Origin of the sequence: Chryseobacterium sp. WX, assembly GCF_029542485.1 — a bacterium.
GTDB classification, from domain to species: Bacteria; Bacteroidota; Bacteroidia; order Flavobacteriales; family Weeksellaceae; genus Chryseobacterium; species Chryseobacterium cucumeris.
The window spans coordinates 4,699,160-4,726,032 of the sequence record NZ_CP120710.1 but is presented as its reverse complement, the minus strand read 5'-3'; the positions used below and the strand labels follow the sequence as shown (position 1 = coordinate 4,726,032).

The following is a 26,873-nucleotide window of genomic DNA, read 5'->3' as shown; positions in this document are numbered from 1 at the left end:
GTAACTTTGCCAACTACTAAAAATTTTATGGAAAGCATTAAAGTTCACGACAAAACTTTCGTTCCTTATTTAAAGGATGCCGAAATTCAGGAAATTGTAAAAGAGACAGCGTTAAGAATTTATGAAGATTACAAGGATGAAGTTCCTGTTTTCATAGGGGTGTTAAATGGAGTGGTGATGTTCTTCTCTGATCTTTTAAAATATTACCCGGGAGAATGCGAAATTGCCTTCATTCAAATGAGTTCTTATGTAGGAACAGAATCTACAGGGATCGTTTATCAGAAAATGGAGCTTACTAAAGACGTAAGAGACCGTCATATTATTCTTGTGGAAGACATTGTAGATACAGGAAATACCGTTGAAAGTCTTTTCAAATATTTCAAAGAAACACAACGTCCAAAATCTGTAAAACTGGCTAGTTTCTTATTGAAACCTGAGATTTACAAGAAAGATTTCAAACTGGATTATATCGGAAAAGAAATCCCGAACAAATTTGTACTTGGATACGGGCTGGATTATGATGAATTAGGAAGAAACCTTCCGAATCTATATCAGTTGGAAGACGGACAAATCAACCATTAAATGCTGTTGGCTATTAGCTGATAGCTTTTAGCTTAAAATTATATAAAGAAATAAATTTAATAATAACTTAAAAAAGCTGAAAGCAAAAAAGCAAGCCGCCAAAAGCCACAAGCCCGAAGCAAAATGCCCATTGCTGGAAGCGTATCAACATTATGATAAACATTGTTCTGTTCGGCCCTCCAGGAAGTGGAAAAGGAACACAAGCTCAGAATCTAATCGAGAAATTCAATTTAAAACAGGTTTCAACAGGTGATCTTTTCAGATACAATATGAAAAATGACACTGAACTTGGAAAACTGGCTAAGTCATACATCGATAAGGGAGAATTGGTTCCGGATCAGGTAACAACAGATATGCTGATCGACGAGATCAAAAAACCTACTGATACCAACGGTTTTATTTTTGACGGATATCCAAGAACAACTGCTCAGACAGAAGCTTTGGAAACCATCGTTAAAGAAGTACTGAATGATGAGATTGACATCTGTCTTTCATTGGTAGTAGAGGACAAAATTTTGGTTGAAAGACTTCTGAAAAGAGGTGAAACCAGCGGAAGATCAGACGACAGCAATGTAGAGATCATCGAAAACAGAATTAAAGAATATTATACCAAAACAGCAGAAGTTGCCGAGCTTTATAAGCAGCAGGGTAAATATGTAGAGGTAAACGGTGTTGGAGAAATTGATGAGATTTCCCAAAAACTTTTCGCTGAGGTAGAGAAAATTAAATAATCGGGATATGGCAAGGGATAAGAAGTTTCATCCCTTCAACCCGCAACACAAACTATATGTCTAACTTTGTAGATTACGTAAAGATCCATTGTAAAAGCGGACACGGAGGTGCTGGTTCTGCCCACCTTCGCCGTGAAAAGTATATTCCTAAAGGTGGTCCTGACGGTGGCGACGGAGGTCGTGGCGGACACGTCATCATGAGAGGAAATGCTAATGAATGGACTTTGCTTCCACTCCGATACACTCGTCACATAAAAGCTGAACGAGGTGAAAACGGAGCGAAAAACCAGCTGACAGGAGCTGACGGTTCTGATATTTATATCGATGTTCCAATTGGGACTATCGCTAAAAATGAAGAAGGTGAAATTATCGGAGAAATCCTTGAAGATAAGCAGGAAATCATTTTGATGCAGGGAGGAAAAGGAGGAAAAGGAAACGAACATTTCAAATCCTCTACCAACCAAACTCCAAGATATGCTCAACCCGGAATGGATGGTGAAGAAGGCTATGTGGTTTTCGAACTTAAAATTTTGGCCGATGTAGGACTTGTTGGATTTCCAAATGCTGGAAAATCTACACTTTTAGCATCTGTTTCTGCGGCAAAACCAAAAATTGCCAATTATGCTTTTACGACTTTAACTCCTAACCTTGGGATTGTAGATTACAGAAATTACAAATCATTTGTAATGGCTGATATTCCCGGGATTATTGAAGGAGCAGCAGAAGGAAAAGGCTTAGGACACAGATTCCTGAGACATATTGAAAGAAACTCTATCCTTTTATTCTTAATTCCGGCTGACTCTGAAAATCATTTCCAGGAGTTTAAAATTCTTGAAAATGAATTGAAAGAATATAACCCAGAATTACTGGATAAAGATTTCATTGTTTCTGTTTCAAAATCTGATCTTTTGGATGAAGAACTGAAGAAGGAAATTGCAGCAGAGTTCCCGGAAAACAAACAGCCTCTGTTCTTCTCAGGTGTTACCGGAGAAGGTCTTATGGAGCTGAAAGATGCTATCTGGAAACAATTGCACGGATAGAAATACATTGATTTATCAGTTTTATTTTGAAAATAGAACTGCATTATAAAACAACAGCCTTAGGAGAACCTGAGGCTGTTTTCATTTATACAATTTCTTCTATTCAATATTTTAAACCATTAAGAATGGATATAAGAAATGAAGTAAAGTTAAGATGAATCATCCTGATTTCTTAAGCATACGGCAAAGCTTATCTTTATATTCTTAACACCTTAATACAATCTTAATGGTTCTTAAACAACTTTCCTTTTTTATATTTAACATAAAAACATAGTAAGATGAATACTTTTGGAACAATTATTGGGAGACCTTTTCAAATTGAAAAAACTATGAAATATTTGTTAGCCATTTGTGCATTTGTGTTGTTGACATCGTGTATAACGTCTCAAAAAGTTAGTTCAAAATATACTAAAATTGAATATGAGGCTACTCCATGTTTTGGATTCTGCCCTGTTTTTACAATGACAATCAATCCGGACAGAACTGCAGTTTTTGAAGCGGAACATTTTAATTTTAATGATAAGCCTTCAAAAGATGAGTTTTCAAAGCCCCGTGAAGGTACTTTTAAAGGAACCATTAAAGAAGAAGATTACAATAAATTAATCAGTTTACTAGATGGCTTACATGTAAAAAGTTTGAATGATAAATACGGTGAACACAATATTACCGATCTTCCAACGTCTTATTTAAGAATCAAATTTGCTGACGGAACTTCAAAAAATGTGGAAGATTATGGAAAACGTGGAAGTGAAAAGCTTTCGGAAGTGTATCAGTTTTTTGAAAACTTAAGAAAGAATCAACAATGGGATAAAGTGAAATAGCTTCACTAAAATATTTAAATTATCTTTGTAAAAGTAATTCCTTCGTTTGGAGGAATTATTTTTTTATAAAAACTTTTAATCATTTAAAAATAAATATGAAGAAGAACATTTTCTTTATCACAGTATTTGCTTTCTCAGCAATATTTAATGCACAAGAAAACACAAAAGATCAGGCATCTATGAGCTTTGGCGTCAAGGGAGGATATTCATTATCCAATATGAAGTTTTTTGGAACCGGGCTGGATTCAAAATCCTATTTTTATTTAGGTATTGCAGCAGAGCAGCCTTTATCTTCTAAATTTGGCTTACAGGCTGAATTACTATATACTCAATTGGGTGGTAAAGACGCTTATCCCTGGTATGAGTTGGTAGGCAATGAAGTAGTAGACGTGGGTGATATGCACTTTGATTACAAATTCAACCAGATACAGGTTCCCATTTCAGTAAAATATTATATTGTTCCAGAGCTTTCTGCTTCTGTAGGGATGAACTTAGGATTTAATATATCATCCAAAGTAAAAATGAATACTGTTTTTGATGAGGCTGAAACCCACAATTACGAATCTTTAAAAACCTTGAACTTATTTCCTTTTCTGGGTGCAGAATATAAGATTAATCAAAAGTTTTTTGTTGACGCCAGATACAATTTCAATTTTATAGAAATGAATAGAAGCAATGCTGTTCCTACTAAAATTGGATTTCTTCAGGCTGGTGTAGGATATAGATTTAAATAAACTGCGGATATGTAACAGAAAAAAATGGCGGCTCACATTCGGGTTGCCATTTCTATTTTTCAATAAGCAATAAGTCTAAAAAAAGTGGAATAAGATACTTAAAAATATTTAGACTACCTTTGCAGAATGTAATTCTTTCAGACTGAAGGAATTTTTATTTAAATTTTAAAATAATTCATTTGAATTTTACAGACTTAAACTTAATAGAACCTATTGCAAAAGCAATTCAGGAACAGGGATACACGACTCCTACTCCTATCCAGGAAAGATCTATTCCTGACATCCTGGAAGGCAGAGACTTTTTAGGTTGTGCGCAAACAGGAACAGGAAAGACAGCAGCTTTTTCCATCCCTATTTTACAGAATTTATCTAAAAATAAAATTCCCAATAAACATATAAAAGCGTTAATCCTTACTCCAACCAGAGAACTGGCGATTCAGATCGAGGAAAATATTAATGCTTACGGTAAATATCTTCCCTTAAAGCAACTTGTTATTTTCGGAGGAGTAAAACAAGGAAATCAGGAAGCAGCTTTGAGAAAGGGTGTTGATATTCTGGTAGCAACTCCGGGAAGACTTCTGGATTTTATTGCACAAGGAATCATCAGCCTGAAAAATCTTGAGATTTTTGTTCTTGATGAGGCAGACAGAATGCTGGATATGGGTTTTGTACATGATGTAAAAAGAATCATTAAACTTTTACCTCAGAGAAGACAGACTTTATTCTTTTCAGCAACAATGCCGACTGAAATTCAGAAACTGGCTAATTCGATCCTGAATAATCCGGTAAAGGTAGAGGTAACTCCGGTTTCTTCTACTGCAGATACTATCAAACAATCTGTGTATTTCGTAGAAAAAGACAACAAACTGAATTTGCTTTCTCATATTCTTCAAAATGATATTTCAGACTCTGTATTGGTTTTTGCAAGAACAAAACACGGTGCAGATAAGATTTCCAGAAAGCTTCAGAAGGACAATATCTCCGCAGAAGCGATTCATGGTAATAAATCTCAGAATGCGAGACAAAATGCGTTGAATAATTTTAAATCCGGAAAAACAAGAGTTCTTGTAGCGACTGATATTGCTGCCAGAGGGATTGATATTGATGAGCTGAAATTCGTGATCAATTTTGAGCTTTCTGATGTTTCTGAAACCTATGTACACAGAATCGGAAGAACAGGAAGAGCAGGAGCCGAAGGTAATTCTATATCTTTTGTAGACGGACTTGATCTTTTGAACTTAAAGAATACTGAAAAACTAATTGGAAAGAAAATTCCTGTAATCAAGGATCATCCGTTCCATACTGATGACCTGGTAGCACAGAAAAGGGATTCTAATAACAAACCTGTAGCTGCAGGGGGCGGAAAACCTAAAACAGGTAATGGTAATAATTCAAGGCCAAATAATAACCGTAAAAAGCCTGCAGCGGGAGCTTCAGTAGGGTTTAAAAAACCTAAGAATAAGAATTTCACCAGAAAAAAATAAAAAAAAGTCCTTTTCAAAGAAAAGGACTTTTTTTATTGATCGTTTATTATTATTCCATTCTTTGCTTTGTATAGCAGTAACCTATAATACAAAATGGTAAACAGGCTGCCAGATAGGTAGTAGAAAAGAAATTATTCTGGTAAGAAAATCCTAAAGTTACATACTGCTCACTTACAAAACTCAACATCACAAAAAAAAGAATATAGGCTGAAAAGTAAAATACTGTTTCTATTTTTTTAACATAGAAGGAAAGGATAACCGACAGTATCATAAAGAACAGCATAACAAATTTATTGCTTTGTCCCTGAAGATTAAGAGGATTATATTGCAGCACATGCTCAATACTTTTGGCAGGCAGCAGAACGGATGACAATAAGATTGCTACCGTTAATAAAAAGCTTAATCCAAATTTTATTTTATTATTCCAGCTGGTTTTTAAAAAGGGATTTAATAAAAAGATGATCAAAGGAATGATCACTACGCTTCTTGTAAGACATAGAATTCCTATGCATATTCCTAACAGAAAGGATCTTTTAAAATAATCATCTTTAAACATTCTGTTCCAAAAGACAATAAAGGCTGCCACTGCAATAAAGGAAGAGATAAAATCACTCTTACAGACCACTTCATAAATATAAGCCAGGGAAATACCTAACATTCCTATTGCAAGAAATCTATGAAAATTGCTCTTAAATTCTAAAAAAACAACATAGGAAAATAGTAAAAAGACAACAACCTGTAGGTAGCCAACATTCCCTAAAAAATAAAAAACACTTGACAAAAGTAATTGCCCAGGAAGATATGATGATAAATTTCCCATGAAATTTGGAGTATCATAGATGTATTCTCCTTTTGCCCAATGTTGCACAGAAAATTCTAACGTTGCCCATCTGTCAATATTCATTTTATAAGGATCTTTCATCACATGGCACATCGCAATGTAAGCAATCGTGATAAAAACGATAAGAAGATATACGGATTTCCTGGTCCATACTTTTTCCAACCAGGACCACTTTCCTAAAGAAAATAACAATAAATTTCCCCCTGAAAAAAAAATAATTAAAATAGTAAGAGGAACAAAAGACTGTCTGATTCCATATTTCGTCAGAAATAAAAGATTAACTATGAAATAAATGGCAAACAGCAATATGCCATTCAATTTGTTGCTCCTAATAAAATTTAACAGGGCACTCATTAATTATGGTATTTGAAAAATGTTTTTAGCATTTTCTGTCGTGATGCGGTCTATCTCAGAAAAATCTTTTCCATAGATATTCACCAGCTTTCCGGCAACCAGGTCCAGATAAGAGCTTTCATTCCTTTTTCCTCTGTGGGGAACCGGTGCCAGGTATGGAGAATCTGTTTCCAAAACAATTTTATCCAAAGGAACTTCATTCAGAAACTGGTCTATTTTTCCGTTTTTAAAGGTCACTACTCCACCGATTCCTAAAATGAAGTTAAGGTCAATAGCATGCTGCGCCTGTTCGAGATTCCCAGAAAAACAATGGAAAATTCCTCTTAGTTTCGGATGCTTTTTTCGTTCTAAAACTTCAAAGGTCTCATCAAAGCTTTCTCTGGTGTGGATCACAATCGGAAGGTCTCTTTCTATTGCCCAGTCAATCTGCTGTTCAAAAGCTTTTACCTGAATATCCAATGTGGTCTTATCCCAGTACAAGTCAATTCCGATCTCTCCAATTGCTGGAAAATGTCTTTGATCAAGATATTTTTTTACAATTTCAAGTTCTTTTTCCCAGGATTCCTGTTTTACATAGCAAGGATGTAATCCCATCATGGAAAAAATCTGTCCCGGATATTCTGTTTCCAGCTGCAGCATTTTTTCATGTGATTCAGAATCAATAGCAGGAAGATAAAATTCTGTAATTCCTTTATCTACTGCTCTTTGAATAGCTTCTTTTCTGTCTTCATCAAATTCTTCTGCGTATAAGTGTGTATGTGTATCAATCATTTTATTTAAAATTTCAATAGATCTTCGTAAGGATTTTCAAGTCCCAGCAATATTCCGAAAGCAGGCTCCGTTTTTATTCCCTGTTTTTTAAGTTCTATTATTCTTTGTTTAAATTCTTCTCCTTTTTCTTTTAATATTTTGTATTCGGCCATCATATGAAGATAAGCGTTCTGCTGTTTTGTAGGCTTATTCTGTCCAAAGATCTCAATGGGAAACCCTTCCAGCATAAAATTTAAAGTCATGCATTTTTCCCCGTTTACAATAGGATATTCCACTTCTACATCGTGAGGAATAAGCTGACAAAATAGTAAATCATCCAGAAAATCCTGTTCATATTTTAAATCCACCTCGAAAATAAGATCCAGATCACTTCCTTTGATATCAATCTCTATAGGAACAGTTCCTGCTAAAATAGGAGAATAGTCCTTCAATTTATCAAAAACACGATGTTTTGTAAGAATTTCGTAAGCTTTTTTCTGTCTTTCATTTCCATCTTTCAGATAGTCAATTCTGGTGAAATCAAGCATTTAAAATATTTTATGTTTTACTTTTTTACGCTGTACTTCAATTCTCTGATCCAGTTTTTCTCTGAACTCGATAAACTTAGGATCTTTCTTATCACTGGTTTTATGTTCCAGGGCTCTCATAATCTTAAAGTTTTCTTTGATAAAATTCTGAGTTTCTTCTGAAAAATAAGATTTTCCAAACTTCTCAAAAATATAATTTACCGCCTGTGTACTAGGATGAATCATATCTTCTTTATAGAAGCGATAGTCCCGGAGGTCATCCATCAAAATCTCATAGACAGGCAGATAATGACAGTCTTCAAAGAGAGAAATAGACTCGTGGATAGCAGTGATTAATTTGGACTTACTTAACTGATTTTCTACCATTCCATCTTTGGTATGCCTTACAGGTGAAACAGTAAATAAGATTTGTACTCCTTCTTTACAAATATCTTTAAGATCCAGAATCGTTTGGTAAATTGAAGTGGTGAGTTCCTGATGAGATAGCAGTCTTTTCTCAAAAAACTTTTGCGGAATTTTATGACAGTTGGCTACCAGCTTTTTCTTGGGAAGGAATTCATAAATAAATGAGGACCCGTAGGTAATAATAATCCAGTCGGCTTCCTGAAGAAAGGCATTTCCTGCTTCAATAGCTCCATTAATCTTATCCAGGGTCTGATGAATATAACGGGTATCAAAACTGGTATGATGATCCAGAGAGATATATTCTTCATTGTAAGTGATCAGTTCCTCTTCTGCGTAAAATGCAGAGTCATGTAATCTGTTGACTGCATTATTGATAGAAAAAGGGTTAAAAATAGTTCCAAAAGGATTATTAAGGGTCTGAAGTTGTCCGTCCTGGAGTAAATCTGTCATTTCAGAGGCAAAACATGAGCCTATTGAAAATATTCTATCTTCAATTTCAATCTTCTTTTCTGATGCGGGAATATCAACTTCTGTTCTGAATTTCATTGTATAAGGGTTAGGCTGCAGGAAATAAGTAGCGGGCAAATTACTGTTACCTGCTACCTATCATCTGCTGCCTATATTAACTTTCTCTTCTCAACAAATAATTGGCCAGTTCAATAAAAGGTTTTTTCTTTTCTTCCGGCACATCAATTTTCTGAAGATAACTTTGTCCAATCTCATTATGTTTTTCAATCAGACGTAATGCTTTTTCATCTACTTTTGTTCTTCTGAAGATCTTTTCTACTCCATATACTTTATCAACATTTTCAGTCTTCTTAGAATACCAGTAGTCCAATTCTTTTCTTTCTTCGTCTGTAGCGTGTTCTCTTGCTAGCAGATACAGAACAGTTTTCTTGTTTTCGTAGATGTCTCCGGCATGTTTTTTACCAAACTGCGCCTGATCTCCGAATACATCAAGATAATCATCCATAATCTGGAAGGCAATTCCGATATGTTTACCGAAATTGAAAATAGCTTTGGCATCTTTAAAATCTGCTCTTGCAATCAAAGCTCCGATTTCAAATGAAGAAGCACTTAATACCCCGGTTTTATAAGTAATCATTCTGATATAGTCATCAAAAGTAACATTTTCCTGAGTTTCAAAATTAATATCGTACTGCTGACCTTCGCATAACAGAAGTCCTGTATGGGTAAATATTCTGATACATGCCTTGAATATTTCAGGTTCCAGATCCTCAAAAAACTTATACGCTTTCAACATCAGTCCGTCTCCGGAAAGAATTCCTACATTAAGCCCGTGTAAAGTATGAATAGTAGGCTTGTTCCTTCTTAAAGGAGCCTCATCCATAATATCATCATGGATCAGGGTGAAGTTATGGAAAAACTCGATAGCCAATGCCGGCTTGATTGCCTGCTTAAGATCTCCACCGAACATATCACATGCCATTAACACCATAATAGGACGAAGGCGTTTTCCACCATGGGAAATAATATAGTTCATCGGATCATAGAGCTCCGAAGGTTTATCTTTAAAAGTATATTTAGTGATGGCATCTGCAACAATCTGCTGGTATCTGTCTAAAAATTCCATAAAATCTTATAATTTGAACAAAAATACGATTTTTCAAGGCTTTATAAAACAAAAAAACATCGTTTTGATGAGGATTTTTATGATTATTCGCTATTCTAAAAAATTATTAAATTTCTTCTTATTTTCTTCAATTCTTTTTCTGTACTCTGGAGTATTAATTTTACCCTGGGAAGGGTCATTAATGTATTCTTTACGCTTTTCTATGTATTGAGCTTGAGTAATCAACAATCCTTTTTTATATTCTATAGGTAAATTCGTTTTAGTTATAGAAAGAAACTCAAAATTAAAATATTTTTTTTCATCCCTGACCTCTAAAATCAATCCGGGAAGACCTTTAAACTTATAAGGACCATCATTAACAGGTATTTCATGAGTAAACCATGCTATATATATTCTCTTTCCAACTTTAGCAACAGCTTTTGTACATTTATATCCTTGAATAACTTTAGTTATCAAGTTATCAATCTTCCAATGAATGTTTTCTGTACGAAAGGTATAAAAGTCATTACCTAAGTGATTTGATATGTAGATAGAATCATTATCCTTATAAACACAATGTCTTACTTTCGATTGTAGTAATTTACCTGGTTCTACAATACTGCCAGTCTTTATTGCAGTTTCCAGCTGTTTCTTAAAACCATCAGAAAATGCTTTATAATTCTCACTATAATAAACAGATTTGTTACTATTAGCCAGGAGTATCATTGGTTCTGAAACAACGCTTTCTATATTCAAAGTATCCGTTATATATGAAAAGTTGTATCTGACTTCCAGTATAGAAATATCTCTTTCTAATTTAGGAGATTGACTTTTAATAAAAATTAAAAGAAAATAAAAAAATATACCTAATTTTTTTTTCATAAAAAAATAAATACAAGGTAGGTCAAACAGCTTCAGACAACATTAAACAGGCAGATTCTCATAGCTGGCATGGCCACAATCCTGTTGATTATACATTTCCCATTCATTATTTACACAATCATACGTATCGAAATCAGTATCTAGAACAGTTTGATAAGTAGTTCCACAAACAGTCTTTAGTGTTATTAAATAACGTGTAAATAAAACGGCTTGGGCTGTTTTTTCATTCTTAAAATTAAAATTATTGGCTTTAATAAGTGCTGCCAACATAAATGCTGAAAGAAGTAATAGTTTTTTCATTGTAATTTGTATTAATAAACTTTTTTGTTCAAAAGTATTGCAAAGTGTTTATCTAATGTATAAAACAAATAAACTATAAAACAATAGAAATCAACAAAATAAGAAACTTATTTTAAACAAAACACAAAAACATGGATCACAACAATAAATATCTGTTCGTTGATTAATAATTTAAATTTCAACATTGCACAATAAAAAAACTTTGCCCAAATGGACAAAGTTTATATAATTGTATGATTTGTTTTTTTAGAAAAGGAAGGTTACCGCAAGATAAGTAATTGCTGCTACTATTGCAGAGATTGGAATGGTAAGAACCCAAGCCCAAAGTAAGCTTACAGTGATTCCCCATCTTACCGCTGAAATTCTTTTCGTTAATCCTACCCCGATGATAGAACCTGTAATCGTGTGTGTAGTAGATACAGGAATACCGAAGTGGTCTGTGATGAATAAGGTAATAGCACCTGCCGTTTCTGCACTTACTCCTTCTAATGAAGTTACCTTTGTAATCTTTGTTCCCATTGTTTTGATGATCTTCCAACCACCACTCATTGTACCTAAACCAATAGCAAGGAAGGAAACCAAAGGAACCCAGATATAATGCTGTGCAAAATAATCAAAACGTTCTGCAGAAGGAATATTCAAATACTGCGCATCCTGAAGCATATTTACGTGATAATAGATTACTGCTGCACCAATGATCCCCATTACTTTCTGAGCATCATTCAAACCGTGTCCCAAGCTGAATAAAGCTGAAGAAGCCAGCTGTAATCTTTTGAAAGACTGGTCTGCTTTGTGGGGGTTTGATCTTTTATAAAGATGTACAATAATCAGAGTTATAATGATCGAGATAATCATCCCTATGATTGGTGCCATGAAAATGAACAGGAAGATAGGAATTACTTTATCAAACTTTACGACACCCTGTTGTGTTACCTGGCTGAAAGCTTCTTTAATGGTATCCCACATCCCAAGCCCGGGTTGTGCTGCAGCTACATCATGATAATCCATCATGAAGGCATGCATAAGAGCCGCTCCTAAGAAACCTCCGATCAGCGTGTGTGAAGATGATGAAGGGATCCCGAACCACCATGTCAAAAGGTTCCAGGCAATTGCGGCGATAAGGCCGGAAAATATAACCTCAAGAGTGATAAAATTCTCATTAACTGTTTTGGCAATTGTATTACCAATTTTGAATTCTCCAATAATATAAGCAGCAATAAAGAACGCTGCAAAGTTCCAAAGTGCTGCCCAAAGTACAGCCTGGAATGGAGTTAAAACTTTTGTAGAAACTATAGTTGCAATTGAGTTGGCTGCATCATGGAAACCATTGATATAATCGAAGATCAGGGCCAGCGCAATAATAACTACAAGTAAAATCGGAAATTCCATTTTTTGCTATGTATTAGGCGTATTTAATCATGATGTTCTCAATCGTATTGGCAACATCTTCTGCTTTGTCTGTTACAATTTCAAGGTAGTTTAATACAGATGAAACTTTAATAATGTTGATGGCATCATTAGTTTCAAATAATTCTACCATTGAGTTGGAAAGCAAATCGTCAGCAATATTCTCAATAGAGTTCACCTTAATACAAGCTTCTTTCACCTGTTCCATATTTTTGAACCCTTTAAGGTTTTTCATTGCATTCTGAATTTCAAGACATGCTTTGTGGATTAATAAAGAGAAGTCTGAATAAGCCTTCATCTCCGGTGATTTGTAAAGGAAAATATATTTTGTGGATGCGTAGATATAATCAGCGATATCATCAAGTCCTGTTGCCAGTGTGTGAATGTCTTCACGGTCAAAAGGTGTAATGAAGTTCTTCCCTAATTCTACGAAAATTTCGTGAGTAAGTTCATCATTCTTGTGTTCAAAGTCGCTCATTTTCTTCAACATTGAATCGTCATTAAGATCGAAATCCTTGATTCCTGTGTTGAATTCTTCTGACATTGCAACTAGATTTTCAGTTACTTTTTCGAAAAGTACAAAGAAGATTTTATCTTTTGGTTGAAAAGCGTGGAAAATATTACCAATTCCCATTTTTTAGTATTTATAATTCGTGTGCAAATTTCTTAAAAAAGGATTGTACGTGAAACTATATAACATTAAGTTTTGTTAACATTCGCTTAACTACTGATTATCAAATAAAAAAACCGGCATCAATGCCGGTTTTGTATGGTATAAGAAGAGATTAGTTTGCTACTTCAGCTCTCATATCTTTTCCTTTGAACTTCATCGATTGAATATTGCTCAATACATTGTCTTTGAACGATTTTTCAACTTCGAAGAAAGAGAATTTCTCTAAGATTTCAATATCACCGATTTCCGCTCTTTTTTTGGTTTTTCCGCCAGCAGTAGCTTTGTTGATAATATCTAAAACATCAAGTTTCTTCAAATGGTCTTTTTTACCAAGGTTGAAGAAAAATCTTACCATGTTTTCATCTCTTCTTCTTGGCTTTCCACCACGATCTCTGTCTCTTCCACGGTCTCCACGATCTCTGTCGCGACCTCTATCTCTGTCTCTGTCACGTCCGCGATCTCTTCTAGAATAGTCATCGTCTCTGCTGCTTAATTTCTGCTCAACAAGGTCATGCTTGTCTTTGTAGTATAAAGCAAGATCTTTCAACTGAAACTGTAGAAGCTGGTGTACCAGTTCTTCTTTTGTAAAGTTGCTCAGATCCGGGATTAAGCTATCATCAAATTCAAAAAGATCTTCGTGCTCCGTTAATAATTTCTCGAATACACCACCTACCTGAGCTTTGATAATATCTTCACCTGTAGGAATGAATTTTTCGTTAATTTCAATTTTCGTTGCAGATTTGATCTGTTTCAGTTTTCTGCTTTCTTCAGGCTTTATTAAAGCCATAGAAATACCATCTTTTCCAGCTCTACCTGTTCTACCGCTTCTGTGAACGAATACTTCAGGATCATCTGGTAAAGAGAAGTGAATAACGTGAGTTAAAGAGTTTACATCCAATCCTCTTGCTGCAACGTCTGTCGCTACAAGAATATCAATATTTTTCAATCTGAATTTCTTCATTACCGTATCTCTCTGTGCCTGAGAAAGATCACCATGAAGAGCATCAGCTGCATATCCGTTCTGCATTAAGAAATCAGCAACCTCCTGAGTTTCCATTCTCGTTCTACAGAAGATAATGGAGTACTGGTTAGGGTTAGCATCAATTAATCTTTTTAATGCTTCTTTTTTCTGACGGTATCCTACAACATAGTATTCGTGAGTAATGTTCTTCTTCACTTCGTTGATAGAACCTACTGAAATACGATGCGGCTTTGTAAGATAATTTTTGGAAATTCTTTCCACCTCTTTATTCATCGTTGCAGAGAATAAGAAAGTTTGTTTAGTTTCCGGAGTTTCGCTTAGAATGGTTTCCAATTCGTCTTTGAATCCCATAGAAAGCATTTCATCAGCTTCGTCTAATACTAACCAATGAATCGCAGAAAAGTCTAATGCTTTTCTGTTGATAAGATCAATTACTCTTCCCGGAGTTCCCACAATAATCTGTGGTTTGTCCTTCAAAGATCTCATCTGCTCTACAATACTACTTCCACCATAAACCGCAGTTGTCTTGATGTCTTTCATATACTTAGAGTAATTCTTTATGTCCTTCGAAATCTGAAGACATAATTCCCGTGTCGGACAAAGCACCAATAATTGGATTTTGCGACTCGTATCGTCAATCATATCCAAAATCGGAAGCGAAAACGCTGCTGTTTTGCCTGTCCCTGTCTGCGCAAGTGCGATCAAGTCGCGAATATCTGAAAGAATAAAAGGGATAGTCTGTTTTTGGATTTCTGTTGGGCTTTCGTAACCCAGTTCGCCAATTGCCTTAAGGATATCAGGACTTAAATTGGTTTCCGTAAATAAATTCATTAACTATTTTAAAATTTTTGCAAAGATACAATAAATATTTGATTTGTTTTTGAATAAAGTTTTAAATATACAATCTTAAATTCAGAATCTTTTAATATTTCTTTGATTTTTTGAAAATTAAATGTAAAAAAAACAGCCTTAAACTAAGGACTTGTTAAACATTATTTTTTTTTATTAAATTGGATTGATTTTTTCTGTGATATTTATGAATTTTCAAAATAAAACCATAGAACATATATTTTTCTCTTTTTATATTATTATGCAAAACATTGAATCTATCACAAAAGACCACTTAAAATAACATAAAAATTTCTTCAAAAGAATAATGAGAGCTTCAGGCATCCGGTACCTGGCAGCACCTTACTTATCAACCTGTTTTGATTCCCAATCTGCCACTGCAAATTCCTTTATCATCTAATATCCGTCTATTATCCCTACTGAAAGTATAAAACCTAAATAGATTTTGTACATTTGAATTGTGGTATGAATTTCCAATTCTAAATTTCGGGATTGAATAGCCTACCCAAATCTGACTTAGCAACAACACTAAAAACACCTCACATAATATGTCTGCAAGCATTTCTTCTAAAACATTTGATTTTTTAAACAAATTAAATAAAAACAATAACCGCGAATGGTTTACTGAAAATAAAAACCTGTACACAGAATCTCAGCAAAATGTTGTGTCATTTCTTGATGAACTGATTAAGGAGATGTCTGGTTTTGATGAAGAACTTGCTAAAATAGACAGTAAAAAGGCCTTATTCAGAATTTACAGAGATACCCGCTTTTCAAAGGACAAATCGCCTTATAAAACCAATTTCGGAGCTTCTCTGGGAATGGGAAAAGGAAATCAGAAAGGAGGTTATTATCTTCACATGGAACCTGGAAAGTCCTTTTTAGCAGGAGGAATCTATATGCCGGAATCTTCTGTCCTGAAAGAAGTCCGCAAAGAGATTTCTTTGTATGGAGACGATTTTCTAAAAATTCTCAATAATAAAGATTTCAAAAAACATTTTCCGGAGCTTGACCAGGACGATAAACTAAAGAAAATACCTCAGGGTTTTGAAAAAGAAGATCCTATGGGAGAATATCTCAAACTTAAAAATTTTATTGTAGTATATTCTCTGAAAGATGAGGAAGTGCTGGACAAAAATGCTGTAAAAAACATGACCAAAGTTTTCAAACTGATGAAACCTTTCAATGATTTTCTAAATACACCTTTTCTCTAGATAGTTTTACTTTTTCAACTACCGATCACTCGTTTTCACAGATCATTGGGTGCATTCTGGTTGAAGTTCTATTTCTACAGAATGTCATAATCAGATGTTCAGGGGGATACAGGTGTCTCTGTGACAAATCAAAATTATAGTAAAACTCCCCAGGTTACAAAAACAAATTTCAGAAATCCATCCTGAAAATCAAGCCATTATAATTAACATTTTTTAAGAAAAGTTTTACATTTTTACGTATCTTTGCTGTTCGCCAAAAAGCCAAAGATGTCTTTATACCAAAAAATTGCAGAGAAACTACAATACATAAGCCCGAATTTCTACAAAAAAAGATATTTTAAAGCTCTAAATAATCTTAATAAAAATAACTTTTCGGAACGTAATGTAGAACCGGAATTGGTATGGATCAAAGAATACCTTCCTAAAAATGCTGTGATACTGGATATTGGTGCCAATGTGGGAACTTTCCTTTATCAGCTGGAAAATACATTGAAGCATGAGCATATTTATGGTTTTGAACCTAATAAAAAGCTTTACAGAAGACTGAAAAGACTGTTTTCTGACATGCATATTCTCCCTCTTGCTCTTTCGGATGAAAACAGGATTGCAGAATTCAAAGTACCCATCATTAATGGTAAAACTATTGCTTCCCGTGGTACTTTAAACACTTCTTACAAAGAAAAAGGAGAAGAGAAAAGCTATACGGAACAAGTAAAAGTTATTAAACTTGACGAATGGGCAGCACTGGAACATTTCAACAGACTTGATTTTATCAAAATAGATGTTGAAGGAAACGAAATAAAAACTCTTTCCGGAGCGAGAGAAACTATTAGGCAATTTAAGCCGACCTTAATGGTTGAAATGGAGCAAAGACACCATGAAACTCCTATATGGAATGAAATATCCGAAGTGATGAGCTGGGGATATGATGCCAGATATCTGAACAGAAACAGCTTTACGCTGGAAAATCTTACAGAAGAAATTATAACACAAAATACAAACGACGAAAAAAATAAAACTCAGTACATCAACAATATTATTTTTATACCTAAAAACATTTAAAACAACTTATGAGTGTAGTAGCGAGACAAGGCTTCAAATATTCCATTATCGGTTATATTGGTTTTTTGCTGGGCACCGTTTCCGCAATATTTATATTTCCGAATGATTTTGAATTTTACGGAAAGCTACGCTACATTCTTCCCACAGCTGAAATGCTGGTTCCTTTTGTTGTTTTGGGTATTTCTTATTCGAATGTGAAATTTTTTCACAAAGTAGAAAAAGATGGTAAAAAACAGAATATGCTGTCACTGTCACTACTGACGGTTTTTATCAACTTTATTATTTTCACGGCTGTATTTTTTATACTTCCCTATTTTTATCCGAAATTCAGACATTCAGAAGCATGGAAGATCAAGGAAATGATTCTGCCATTGATTTTAATCCTTTCATTCTGTGCTATTTTCAATAAATACACATCCAATTACAAAAGAATTGTAGTTTCCAATATCTTCGACAATCTGTTTCCGAAAATAGCGAACCTGGGAGCATTCTGTCTTTTTTTCTTTGCTTTATCACAGAATGTTACAGCTTCTACGTCACAGATCATTGCATATGCTTTCTTTTTTGGAATTTTCTTTTTTATGCTTTTGGGATATATTTATTACACCAACAAACTGGAAAAAATTCAGCTGGACTTTAATACCGATTATTTCAAAAAGAATAATTTCTGGAAAGAGTTTTTCAATTACAGTTTCTTTGGATTCCTGGGAACTTTTGGAAATTATCTGGCGATCAACAGCTTTATGATCGGAGAATTTATGGGAATGGAAGAGGTTGGAATTTATTCTGTTCTGTATGCTCTGATCTCGTTAATTTCTATTCCCCAGCTTGGATTATTTAATATTTCAGCACCTATCATCAACAAAACTCTGGCAGACGGAGATATGGTGGAACTGGACAGGTTCCATAAAAAGACATCCTTGACCTTATATTTCCTTGGAGCCGTTTTATTCTCCTGTATTATGGTAGGATTTCCTTATCTGACGCAATTTATGCCAAAAAACGGAACCATGCTCAGAGAATATGAACCCGTAGTCTGGATCTGGGGTTCTGCAGTATTAATAGATCTTGCTACCGGATTCAACGGGAATATTATTTCACTCTCAAAATATTACAGATTCAATATTCTGGTGATGCTTTTGCTTGCCGGACTGACTATCGGACTGAATTATTATTTCATTAAAAACACGGATCTGAAGCTGATCGGAATTGCTTTATCTACGGCTATTTCACTTACTATTTACAATGTTGTGAAAATTGTTTTCAATTATATTGTATTTAAGGTTTCGCCGTTGAGTATTGAAATGATTTTCGTCTCTATTATCTGTACTTTAGCTATTACAGTAGCCATTGTTCTTCCCAACTTCAACAGCAATCTGCTTAATCTGATATACAAACCTGCAGTGGTCTTGATACTGATCTATGTCGGAAATTACTTCACCAGGATTTTCCCTGTTGAGGATTACCTGAATATGAGATTTATTAAGAGTGTATTTAAGATAAAATAATTGCTTTTAAGACAGAAAATAGAATAATCTAAAGCTTTTTATAGCAAGCCTTTGAGAAATTGCTCCAGTTTTTTCTGAACTTTTTTCCTGCTGTATGTTGTATAAAAATCAAATGGATTTTCAGAAACGGTTTTTAACTGTTCGAGAATATTTTCTTTTTCAGGAATAATAAAATTCAGTTTTGAAGGATACTTTCCCGGAAAAACAGCCAGTTTTCCATAAGCTATGGCATCGCCAAGGTTTCCTGTCATTTTAGTGAGTCCATACGTTTCTTTCATACCAAAAAATTCTGTATCCTGTTGAATCGGACACCATAGGACATCTGCTTTTTGCATCCATTGTTCAAATTCTTCTGAAGAAACTCTTTCAGAAAAATAGGTGATTTTAATATTTTCAGGTAATTTTCCAGACAGATTTTCAAGTTGTTTTAACTCGTGTCCGGTTGCTTTTCCAAGGAAAACAAATTGGCAAGATTTATCCGGATTAAGTTTCCGAATGGTTTCGAAAATATAATGATAATCTCTTCTTTTCTGCGAAACACCACCGGGAATCACCACCATAAGCTCTTCATTTTTTACTTTATCAAAATCTCTTGTGTAAAATAGTGGCAAATAATGATATCTCCCTGATATCAGAGCTTCATCCAGCACGAAAAGAGTTCTTGAAGTATTATACACTTTGGTTTTGTAGAACAAACCTTCTTTCAACCACAATTTTAGTCTGAAGATAACGTCTCCCTTGAAAACACTTTTCATCAGATCCAGCTTGGAAGCTTTTATGAAATTAAGATTATGGGAAATAACTGCCGTATTGTACCTTTTTGTGACTGCTAAAAATGTATTAAAATAACGGTGTACAGTACCTATGACCACAAGATCATATCCTTTTCCCTTTAACTGATCCAGAATCATAGAACTATCTGATAAAAACACAGCTTCATGGCGGTGGCTTACCTGATCTTTGATTCTTTTTGAAAAATAATAGTCTACCGTAAAATCCTGAGATCCTTCCATAATATCCATGAAAGCCTGGGCGATTTCTGCGTGGGTATCTATTTCTATGTAAGCTATTTTTTTCACAGTTTAACGGGAGTTATATCTTAAATTTTGGCTAAAGCCAATGGAATCTTTACTTTTTTGATTAAACGGTTAAAACCCATTTCTCTTGATGGACATTTACAACGTATAAAAAATCACCTTCTACATTTTCAGCCATTTCTTTTTCAACATTCTCCAACGTTGATCATTAACGGCCTTCTGTTCTTCTTTGGTAATTTTCAGTTCTAATTTATTTGATCTGCAGTTTTCATAAGATGTAATAATATCAAAGAAAAATGAAACAGATTTACTTTTCATAGCTTCTTTTGAAGAGGCAATATAAGCCAGAAACCTGTTCAGTCCCAAGAAATAAAAATATCTTCCGTAATAATCAGCAGGGCGTATCGTGTAATCGGCTCCTTTTACTTTAATCAGCTTTACATGGAGCTCCGGAAGTACAACTTCTTTCCATCCATGATTTTCCAACAGTATGGAATCAATATTATCCCAGCCCAATGTTTCCCTTAAACCACCAATCTCTACAAAGCATTCTTTACGATAAGCCTTCATAGGCCCCCTCACGTGATGTTTATTGGAATTTCCTTCATACACCCAGTTCCCATCCTTTTCGATATACAAAAGTCCTCCCACAAGCCCATATTCAGGATGATTGATAAAAGCTGTTGCTACTTCCGCCAGATAATTTTCCGGAAGAATAATATCGGCATCAAATTTACAGATGATATCAAATTCATCCATAGCTTGAGTCTGAAGTCCGTTTTTAAAAGCGTGAACGACTTTAGATCCTGGCTGATGTTCAGATTTCTGTAGGTTGGTTGTTTCAAAACGGAAATCAGTTTCTGTATAGTTTCTGATGACCTCAGCTGTGCTGTCTGTAGAACCGTCATTCACTACCACTACTTTAAAATCTTTGCTGCTTTGCTGTTGCAGAGAGTTAAGAGTAAATGGGAGGTTGTCTTCTTCGTTATGGGCAGGAATTATGATTAAAAACCTCACAAATTATAGTATAAATGATGATGAATAAATGATCAATGATGAGAAGCTTTTGAGGGCATCAATTATCATTGATCATTTATCGTTGATAATTTTATTTGTTATGCGGTTTCAGCATGTTTTTCGGATCAAGAATTTCATCCAGTTTTTCCTGAGAAAGAATTCCCTTCTCCAAAACAAGGTTGTATACGCTCTTTCCTGTTTCCAATGCTTCTTTTGCAATCTGTGTTGATTGTTTGTATCCGATGTAAGGGTTCAATGCTGTAACAATACCGATGCTGTGTTTCACCATATTCAGACAAACTTCTTTATTGGCAGTAATTCCAACCACACATTTGTCACGAAGCGTATCCAAAGCATTGCAAAGGAAGTTGATGTTTTCCATGATGGCATGTGAAAGTACCGGTTCCATTACATTCAGCTGTAATTGTCCTGCTTCTGCGGCAAAAGTTACGGTAAGATCATTTCCAAATACTTTGAAACAAACCTGGTTGACTACTTCCGGAATTACAGGATTTACTTTCCCTGGCATTATAGAAGATCCTGGCTGCATTGGCGGAAGATTGATTTCAAAAAGACCAGCTCTTGGACCTGATGAAAGTAATCTTAAGTCGTTACAGATTTTGGATAACTTCACCGCAAGACGCTTTGTAGCTGAAGAATAAATTACATACGATCCCGTGTCAGGAGTAGCTTCTACTAAATCCGGTGCTGAAACAATAGGGAATCCTGTAATCTGAGCTAAGTTTTTAGCACAAAGCGTGGCATATCCTACCGGAGCATTCAAGCCTGTTCCGATAGCTGTAGCTCCCATATTTACTTCTACAAATAGGTTGGCGTTGTTATTCAGTTTGGAAATATCCTCTTCTAAAGTGGCAGCATATGCTTCAAATTCCTGTCCCAAAGTCATTGGAACAGCATCCTGAAGTTGTGTACGTCCCATTTTAATAACATCATGGAACTCCTGTCCTTTTGCACGGAAAGCCGTGATAATTCTTTCCAGTTTTTCTACCAGCCCAATGTTCATCTGAAGCAATCCCATTTTGATTGCTGTAGGATAAGCATCGTTAGTAGACTGAGAAAGGTTGATATGGTCATTGGGTGAACAGAATTCGTATTCTCCTTTATTTTTTCCTAATTTTTCCAACACGATATTGGCGATCACCTCATTCGCATTCATGTTGATGGAAGTTCCTGCACCTCCCTGAATCATATCTACCGGAAACTGCTCATGATATTTCCCTTCTACAATTTCATCACATGCTTCTGCTATTTTAAAATACAGGTTTTCGTCTAGAAGTCCAAGTTCATAATTGGTTTTAGCTGCTGCTTTTTTTACAAAAGCCAATCCTTTTATGAAGTCCGGATATGAAGACAAAAGCTGCCCTGAAATTTTGAAATTGTTAATAGCTCTTTGTGTCTGAACCCCATAATAAGCATCTAAAGGCACATTCAGTTCGCCTAATAAATCACTTTCTTTTCTGAAATTTTCCATTACAGATATTTTACTGTTTTTGATCGTTTAAAGATAGCAAAAACGCATCTAACCGATGCGTTTTAATTTGAATTATTTTACTGGATATTTTTGATTTAAAGCCTGGAGTATTGCCCATGTTTCTCCATCCATAATTCCGTCATAATTCTGTGGACGGAAATGATATTGGAATGCTTCAATTGTTTTCTTCGTAGCATCATCCCATTTTCCGCTAAGATCAAGTGCATATCCGAATTTCTGCAATGACGTCTGAATAAGGAAAATAAAGCTGGAATCATTATATCTTGCTGTAATATCAGCCTGTGCTGCCTCAAGATAAGTCTGTTTAGCCGCTTCATCATACCACATTCCAATCTGGTACTCATCATAAAGCTTTTTCCATGGAAACATTGGCCCGGGATCCTGTTTTCTTGTAGGTGCAATATCGGCATGTGCCAATACATTCGTAGGCTGGATCTGATATCTCGTCACAATATCTTTAACCAAAGCCGCTACTTTTTTCACCTGGTCATCGCTAAAAGGAGCAAACGTTCTTTTCCCGGTAGCATCCGTGGTATACCCTGTATTTACAATTTCAATACCGATAGAATTATCGTTGAGATTTTTGTCATTTCTCCACGCGCTTACTCCTGCATGATAAGCTCGCTTATTTTCATCCACCAATTGATAGATCTCGTTATCTCCTGTATTATTTACCAGATAATGGGCACTCACCGCTTGTTGGGTAAGAACGGTAAGAGATTTATCGTCCGGAAGGGCTGTATAATGTAATATAAGATAACGTTGTCTGAAATTCTGGGCTACCGCAGGGAAATAAGTTTTCACCACTTTATATCCGGCTGGTTTCGCAGATACAATAGAACCATAACTTGCCGTATTATCATTTTTTGTTGGGTCTGCTATATTAGTAGTAAAAAAGTCTACTCCATGATCAGATACAACTTTTGGTTTTGAAGCCACCGGAGGAGTTGTTTGAACCGTCGGTTTCGCCTGTGTTATTGGGGTTTTCGGTTTGTAAGTATTTTTTTTCACATTTTGTTGGGAAGTACATGAAAAAACAAAAGTGCTTAATCCGATGATATATAATGTTTTACGCATCAGTTTGGTTTTTGAATGATTTATTACCTCAAAAATACACAAAAATTTCTTGAATTTTATTTGGTAGATAAAGAAATCTGTTCTATATTTGCACTCGCAATAACGGAACAACGATCATTAAAAAATAAACAAAAAGGAGGGTTGCCGGAGTGGTTAACGGAGCAGTTTGCTAAACTGTCGACGCGAAAGTGTCGCAAGGGTTCGAATCCCTTACCCTCCGCTCTTCTTATATATTCGGGGCGTAGCGTAGTCCGGTCATCGCGCCTGGTTTGGGACCAGGAGGTCGCAGGTTCGAATCCTGCCGCCCCGACTTTTTAATGTGCTTATTTACTAAGCGAGAATCAACTTCTAAGGGTGCGTAGCTCAGCTGGATAGAGCATCTGCCTTCTAAGCAGACGGTCAAAGGTTCGAATCCTTTCGCGCTCACAAAGACCTCACAATTTTTATTGTGAGGTCTTTTGTTTTTAGAAGGCTACAGATCTTATTTTATAATCAAACAATATCACAGAGAAATCGTACTCTTAATTTAAAACTGAAAAACTTCTATTTAATCCCTGATAAGCTGTTTAATTTCGTCATGATATTTCTTATTCTGCTTTCTGATTTTCATAACAAAATAGAAAAAGATACTCAGTATAAAAAGTCCAAGAATTATCATGCCAGCTATAAAATAATTATATCGGGTGGCTAGCTTTTTACTTTTCTTTTGAGTTTCCATATTGTGGACATCAATAGCGTGATTGATGGAGCTTAGTTCGCTCTGCTCTCTCTTAAATTTTGTTTCAAAGTATTTTCTGCTGTAGACCTGATAAAGATTAGGATTTCCCATCGCCAGATAATTATCCGCCATTTCTTTATAAATCCCTTCATTGAGGGACAGATCACCTGCTTCCTTACCTAAGTTTTCAGCTTTTATTAACAGTTTCAGAGCTTCCTGATTCTGATGTTTTTGCTTGTTCATCTCTGCAAGGCCTTTTAAAGCAAACGCTTCAAGACTTTTTGCCTTGATCATACCTGCAAGATTCATAGATTTCATAAAAGCCGTTCCGGCATTGTCCGGCTGGTTAAGATTGAGATAACAATGACCAATATTGTAATAAATGATACTCTGGTTGAAATAGGTTTTCTCTTTTTTCTCTTTTATTTTTTCAAAGTTTCTGATCGCGATTAAAAACTCCTGAAGAGCGATTTCCGGATTCGACTGGCTTTTATAGATCATTCCGCGCAGGGCAAAGCTTCTGGCTGTTTCAAAATTTTTCAGATAGGAATCTTCAGGCAGTTTTACCAAATATTCGTCAGCTTCGTCCAATGTTTCAAGGCTTTTGCTGAAAAGTTCCATCTGTTGGTACTGCACAGCTGCTGCAATTAAAAAACTGGTTTGGATCTTAGGATCATTGGTTTTCTGAACCAGTTCTCTTGCTTTCAGAATATATTGCAGAGATTCGTCAAAGTTTCTCTTGGCAATTCCTGCAGTAGATAGAATCAGATAGATTTTAATGGATTTATTGAGGTCTCTTTCTTTTCTGAGCAGTTTCTTTCCAATGTTTATAGCATTGTCCGGATTATTATAAATTTCCAGATTGGCAATCTTCATCAGGGAATCATCAGAAATTTTCTGTGCGGCAAGAGTTGTCTGAAAAAGCAGAAGACTCATCAAAACAATATGGATCAAGAATTTCATCAGTTTTTATTTTTTATAATTTCCTGGATGTAGGTATTGGGAGACATTCCTGTAATAGATTTGAATACGTTCGTAAATGCACCATGAGATGAAAATCCTGCGTATTCTGCCAGATAGCTTACTTTATAATTAAGATAAGCAGGATCTGTTTTCAAAAGACGCGCAATATGATCAATTCTCAGCTCATTAATGTAGCCGTTAAAGTTCTTTCCTTTATTGTTATTGATGACTTCAGATAGATATTTAGTATTTATCCCCGTCTGTGCGGAAAGAATAGCCAGTGACATGTTTTTATTCAGATAGCCGTCAGATTTTTCCCAGTCTTTAAGCTTCTGTAAAATTTCATCTTCTTTTTCTTTTGAGATTTTAGAAGGATCCTTTTCCTGATTTTTATTTTCTTTTACAGGATCTTCTCTCGGCCCGCCAACCTCTAAAGCTGAAGGCTCTTCTTTTATTTTCAGTTTTTCAAAGAAATCAAGCTGTTTTTTGAGGTGTCTACTTCTTGATGATTCGCTCAGGAGATAAGCAACCATTCCCGCAATAAGAATCAAGATAGCAATACCGGCAGTTTTAAGCTGCTTTTCTTTCTTCTGTTCCTGGAATTCAAGGTTTTTGTGATGGTAGGTTTCAAGCAATTTCACAACATATTGTATTCCTTCCTTTTTATTGGAATCCAGTTTTGCTTTTAAACCGGTGTATAAATTATTGTAATAATAGTATTTCTCATCATTATTAAGGGCCAGATAGCTCCGTGCAAACAATTCATAAAATATGATTTTCAGATCATTATAAGGAAGATTTTCAATTTGAGCAAATCCTTTTTCCAATTGTTTTACAGCTTCGTTGTAATCTCCTTTTAAAAAGTAATATCGTGACATACTTTCATAGGCAAATGCAGAGATAAAGGCATTATTTTCATATTTTTCAACGTCCTGAATAACATCCTCAAGTAATTTCTTTGATTCTCCCAGCCTGTTCTGCCGCATCAGAAATGTAGACCGGAAAATGATATTTTCCCATTTGATAATCATGTTTTCTGCGTTATGACTGTTCAGGTAGGAGTTACTTTTATCTATATTCTGTAAAGCAGAATTATAGTTCCTCACAATCCCTGCATTTATCGCCTGAAGCTGGAATAGTTTTGCAAGCACCATCCGTTCTTTGGGATTATTGGTTTTTAACAATTCTGAATCCTTTAAAATATCTGCAATGATTTTCTTCGACTGTCCGTACAACCCTAAGTTCTGATACTGATCAGCCAGATTATAATCATCAAACAACTGAATAAAATGGGAAAGACTTCCTTTTTTATCATCATCTTCTTTCTGATTGGAAATACTCACAGACTGCACATAGTTTCCCTGAAGGGCATAAGCCTGGGAAATAATGTTCCGCAGAATGACTTTATGCTCCACATTTTTATCACTGATAAGAAGACTTTGTGAGTAGCTGATACACTCTTCGGGATTCTGATATAATTTCTGAAAAGCTTTGTCGGTTAAAATACTGAAATCCGGAATCGCCTGCCCCTTTATAAAAACCGGGCACCACAGAATGAAAAACAATATTGCTATATTACTTTTCAGTATTTTTTTGAACATAAGGATCATTTCCCCACTGTTTTTATCTGATATTTCTATCATTACTCCTTTTAAAACACTCAAATACAAATTACTGATTTACAGTATTTTATTTTTCAAACTCTTGTAAATTCAACGAATTATGCAAGCGTATTCCTTGACGAAGGGCAAATATAACGCTAATATTGTTCAAACCTTTAAGTTGATTCAAAATATTAGACTTATTCT

The 26,873-nt window shown here is 35.0% G+C and carries 25 protein-coding genes and 3 tRNA genes; 12 read left to right on the top strand and 16 right to left on the bottom strand.

Annotated features, from left to right (window positions below; translation table 11 throughout):
* Window positions 1-27: 27 nt before the first annotated feature.
* From PZ898_RS21700 to PZ898_RS21675, 6 genes are all read left to right on the top strand, one after another.
* Complete coding sequence (locus tag PZ898_RS21700) at window positions 28-582, top strand: phosphoribosyltransferase family protein (protein ID WP_047374145.1); 555 nt, start codon at window positions 28-30, stop codon at window positions 580-582.
* A gap of 152 nt (window positions 583-734) precedes the next feature.
* Window positions 735-1,313 carry an adenylate kinase gene (locus tag PZ898_RS21695; RefSeq protein WP_034697446.1) on the top strand — a complete coding sequence of 193 codons (579 nt, stop codon included), beginning with the start codon at window positions 735-737 and terminating at the stop codon, window positions 1,311-1,313.
* A gap of 56 nt (window positions 1,314-1,369) precedes the next feature.
* Window positions 1,370-2,353, top strand: coding sequence for a GTPase ObgE (gene obgE / locus PZ898_RS21690; RefSeq protein ID WP_062676421.1), 984 nt, complete (start codon window positions 1,370-1,372; stop codon window positions 2,351-2,353).
* A 329-nt stretch (window positions 2,354-2,682) separates the two neighbouring features.
* Window positions 2,683-3,174, top strand: a complete 492-nt coding sequence (locus tag PZ898_RS21685; RefSeq protein WP_277694224.1) for a DUF6438 domain-containing protein — start codon at window positions 2,683-2,685, stop codon at window positions 3,172-3,174.
* A gap of 95 nt (window positions 3,175-3,269) precedes the next feature.
* Window positions 3,270-3,908 carry a porin family protein gene (locus PZ898_RS21680; protein ID WP_062676422.1) on the top strand — a complete coding sequence of 213 codons (639 nt, stop codon included), beginning with the start codon at window positions 3,270-3,272 and terminating at the stop codon, window positions 3,906-3,908.
* A gap of 179 nt (window positions 3,909-4,087) precedes the next feature.
* A complete protein-coding gene (locus PZ898_RS21675) occupies window positions 4,088-5,392 on the top strand; it encodes a DEAD/DEAH box helicase (RefSeq protein WP_062676423.1) in 1,305 nt (434 codons plus the stop codon).
* 49 nt (window positions 5,393-5,441) lie between these two features.
* Here PZ898_RS21675 and PZ898_RS21670 read toward each other — a convergent pair whose 3' ends face one another.
* From PZ898_RS21670 to PZ898_RS21625, 10 genes are all read right to left on the bottom strand, one after another.
* Window positions 5,442-6,587, bottom strand: a complete 1,146-nt coding sequence (locus tag PZ898_RS21670; RefSeq protein ID WP_277694223.1) for a hypothetical protein — start codon at window positions 6,585-6,587, stop codon at window positions 5,442-5,444.
* 3 nt (window positions 6,588-6,590) lie between these two features.
* Window positions 6,591-7,358 carry a TatD family hydrolase gene (locus tag PZ898_RS21665; protein ID WP_277694222.1) on the bottom strand — a complete coding sequence of 256 codons (768 nt, stop codon included), beginning with the start codon at window positions 7,356-7,358 and terminating at the stop codon, window positions 6,591-6,593.
* 5 nt (window positions 7,359-7,363) lie between these two features.
* A complete protein-coding gene (locus PZ898_RS21660; protein ID WP_062676426.1) occupies window positions 7,364-7,885 on the bottom strand; it encodes a DUF4269 domain-containing protein in 522 nt (173 codons plus the stop codon).
* On the bottom strand, window positions 7,886-8,836 hold the full coding sequence (locus PZ898_RS21655) for a GSCFA domain-containing protein (protein ID WP_062676427.1): 951 nt from the start codon (window positions 8,834-8,836) through the stop codon (window positions 7,886-7,888).
* Between the two features lie 76 nt (window positions 8,837-8,912).
* Complete coding sequence (locus tag PZ898_RS21650; protein ID WP_062676428.1) at window positions 8,913-9,884, bottom strand: polyprenyl synthetase family protein; 972 nt, start codon at window positions 9,882-9,884, stop codon at window positions 8,913-8,915.
* 90 nt (window positions 9,885-9,974) lie between these two features.
* A complete protein-coding gene (locus PZ898_RS21645; protein ID WP_277694221.1) occupies window positions 9,975-10,745 on the bottom strand; it encodes a GLPGLI family protein in 771 nt (256 codons plus the stop codon).
* A gap of 42 nt (window positions 10,746-10,787) precedes the next feature.
* Window positions 10,788-11,045 (bottom strand): hypothetical protein, encoded by a 258-nt coding sequence (locus tag PZ898_RS21640; RefSeq protein ID WP_277694220.1) that lies wholly within the window; start codon window positions 11,043-11,045, stop codon window positions 10,788-10,790.
* A 246-nt stretch (window positions 11,046-11,291) separates the two neighbouring features.
* Window positions 11,292-12,434, bottom strand: a complete 1,143-nt coding sequence (locus PZ898_RS21635; protein ID WP_034700227.1) for an inorganic phosphate transporter — start codon at window positions 12,432-12,434, stop codon at window positions 11,292-11,294.
* 13 nt (window positions 12,435-12,447) lie between these two features.
* Window positions 12,448-13,086: a DUF47 family protein gene (locus tag PZ898_RS21630; protein WP_027374906.1), complete on the bottom strand. Its 639-nt coding sequence runs from the start codon at window positions 13,084-13,086 to the stop codon at window positions 12,448-12,450.
* A gap of 151 nt (window positions 13,087-13,237) precedes the next feature.
* On the bottom strand, window positions 13,238-14,938 hold the full coding sequence (locus PZ898_RS21625) for a DEAD/DEAH box helicase (protein WP_062676431.1): 1,701 nt from the start codon (window positions 14,936-14,938) through the stop codon (window positions 13,238-13,240).
* A 566-nt stretch (window positions 14,939-15,504) separates the two neighbouring features.
* Here PZ898_RS21625 and PZ898_RS21620 point away from each other — a divergent pair.
* From PZ898_RS21620 to PZ898_RS21610, 3 genes are all read left to right on the top strand, one after another.
* Window positions 15,505-16,170 (top strand): DUF2461 domain-containing protein, encoded by a 666-nt coding sequence (locus PZ898_RS21620; protein WP_062676432.1) that lies wholly within the window; start codon window positions 15,505-15,507, stop codon window positions 16,168-16,170.
* A 267-nt stretch (window positions 16,171-16,437) separates the two neighbouring features.
* Window positions 16,438-17,232 carry an FkbM family methyltransferase gene (locus PZ898_RS21615; protein WP_277694219.1) on the top strand — a complete coding sequence of 265 codons (795 nt, stop codon included), beginning with the start codon at window positions 16,438-16,440 and terminating at the stop codon, window positions 17,230-17,232.
* Window positions 17,233-17,240: 8 nt separating this feature from the next.
* Window positions 17,241-18,740, top strand: a complete 1,500-nt coding sequence (locus PZ898_RS21610; protein WP_277694218.1) for an oligosaccharide flippase family protein — start codon at window positions 17,241-17,243, stop codon at window positions 18,738-18,740.
* Window positions 18,741-18,778: 38 nt separating this feature from the next.
* On the opposite strand, the gene PZ898_RS21605 is transcribed toward PZ898_RS21610, so the two are convergent.
* The 4 genes from PZ898_RS21605 to PZ898_RS21590 form a co-directional block, all read right to left on the bottom strand.
* Window positions 18,779-19,819, bottom strand: a complete 1,041-nt coding sequence (locus tag PZ898_RS21605; RefSeq protein ID WP_277694217.1) for a hypothetical protein — start codon at window positions 19,817-19,819, stop codon at window positions 18,779-18,781.
* A 120-nt stretch (window positions 19,820-19,939) separates the two neighbouring features.
* On the bottom strand, window positions 19,940-20,794 hold the full coding sequence (locus PZ898_RS21600; RefSeq protein ID WP_062676436.1) for a glycosyltransferase family 2 protein: 855 nt from the start codon (window positions 20,792-20,794) through the stop codon (window positions 19,940-19,942).
* 91 nt (window positions 20,795-20,885) lie between these two features.
* Window positions 20,886-22,286 carry an aspartate ammonia-lyase gene (gene aspA / locus PZ898_RS21595; RefSeq protein WP_062676437.1) on the bottom strand — a complete coding sequence of 467 codons (1,401 nt, stop codon included), beginning with the start codon at window positions 22,284-22,286 and terminating at the stop codon, window positions 20,886-20,888.
* Between the two features lie 72 nt (window positions 22,287-22,358).
* Window positions 22,359-23,384 (bottom strand): N-acetylmuramoyl-L-alanine amidase, encoded by a 1,026-nt coding sequence (locus PZ898_RS21590; RefSeq protein ID WP_062676438.1) that lies wholly within the window; start codon window positions 23,382-23,384, stop codon window positions 22,359-22,361.
* Window positions 23,385-23,519: 135 nt separating this feature from the next.
* On the opposite strand from PZ898_RS21590, the gene PZ898_RS21585 reads away from it, so the two are divergent.
* The 3 genes from PZ898_RS21585 (at window position 23,520) to PZ898_RS21575 (ending at window position 23,810) form a co-directional block, all read left to right on the top strand.
* Window positions 23,520-23,604, top strand: a tRNA-Ser gene (locus PZ898_RS21585).
* 15 nt (window positions 23,605-23,619) lie between these two features.
* A tRNA-Pro gene (locus PZ898_RS21580) sits at window positions 23,620-23,694 on the top strand.
* A gap of 42 nt (window positions 23,695-23,736) precedes the next feature.
* A tRNA-Arg gene (locus PZ898_RS21575) sits at window positions 23,737-23,810 on the top strand.
* Window positions 23,811-23,931: 121 nt separating this feature from the next.
* On the opposite strand, the gene PZ898_RS21570 is transcribed toward PZ898_RS21575, so the two are convergent.
* Window positions 23,932-25,065 (bottom strand): hypothetical protein, encoded by a 1,134-nt coding sequence (locus PZ898_RS21570; protein WP_277694216.1) that lies wholly within the window; start codon window positions 25,063-25,065, stop codon window positions 23,932-23,934.
* Window positions 25,065-26,708: a helix-turn-helix domain-containing protein gene (locus PZ898_RS21565; RefSeq protein WP_277694215.1), complete on the bottom strand. Its 1,644-nt coding sequence runs from the start codon at window positions 26,706-26,708 to the stop codon at window positions 25,065-25,067. The genes PZ898_RS21570 and PZ898_RS21565 overlap by 1 nt, the downstream gene beginning before the upstream one ends.
* Between the last annotated feature and the right edge of the window lie 165 nt (window positions 26,709-26,873).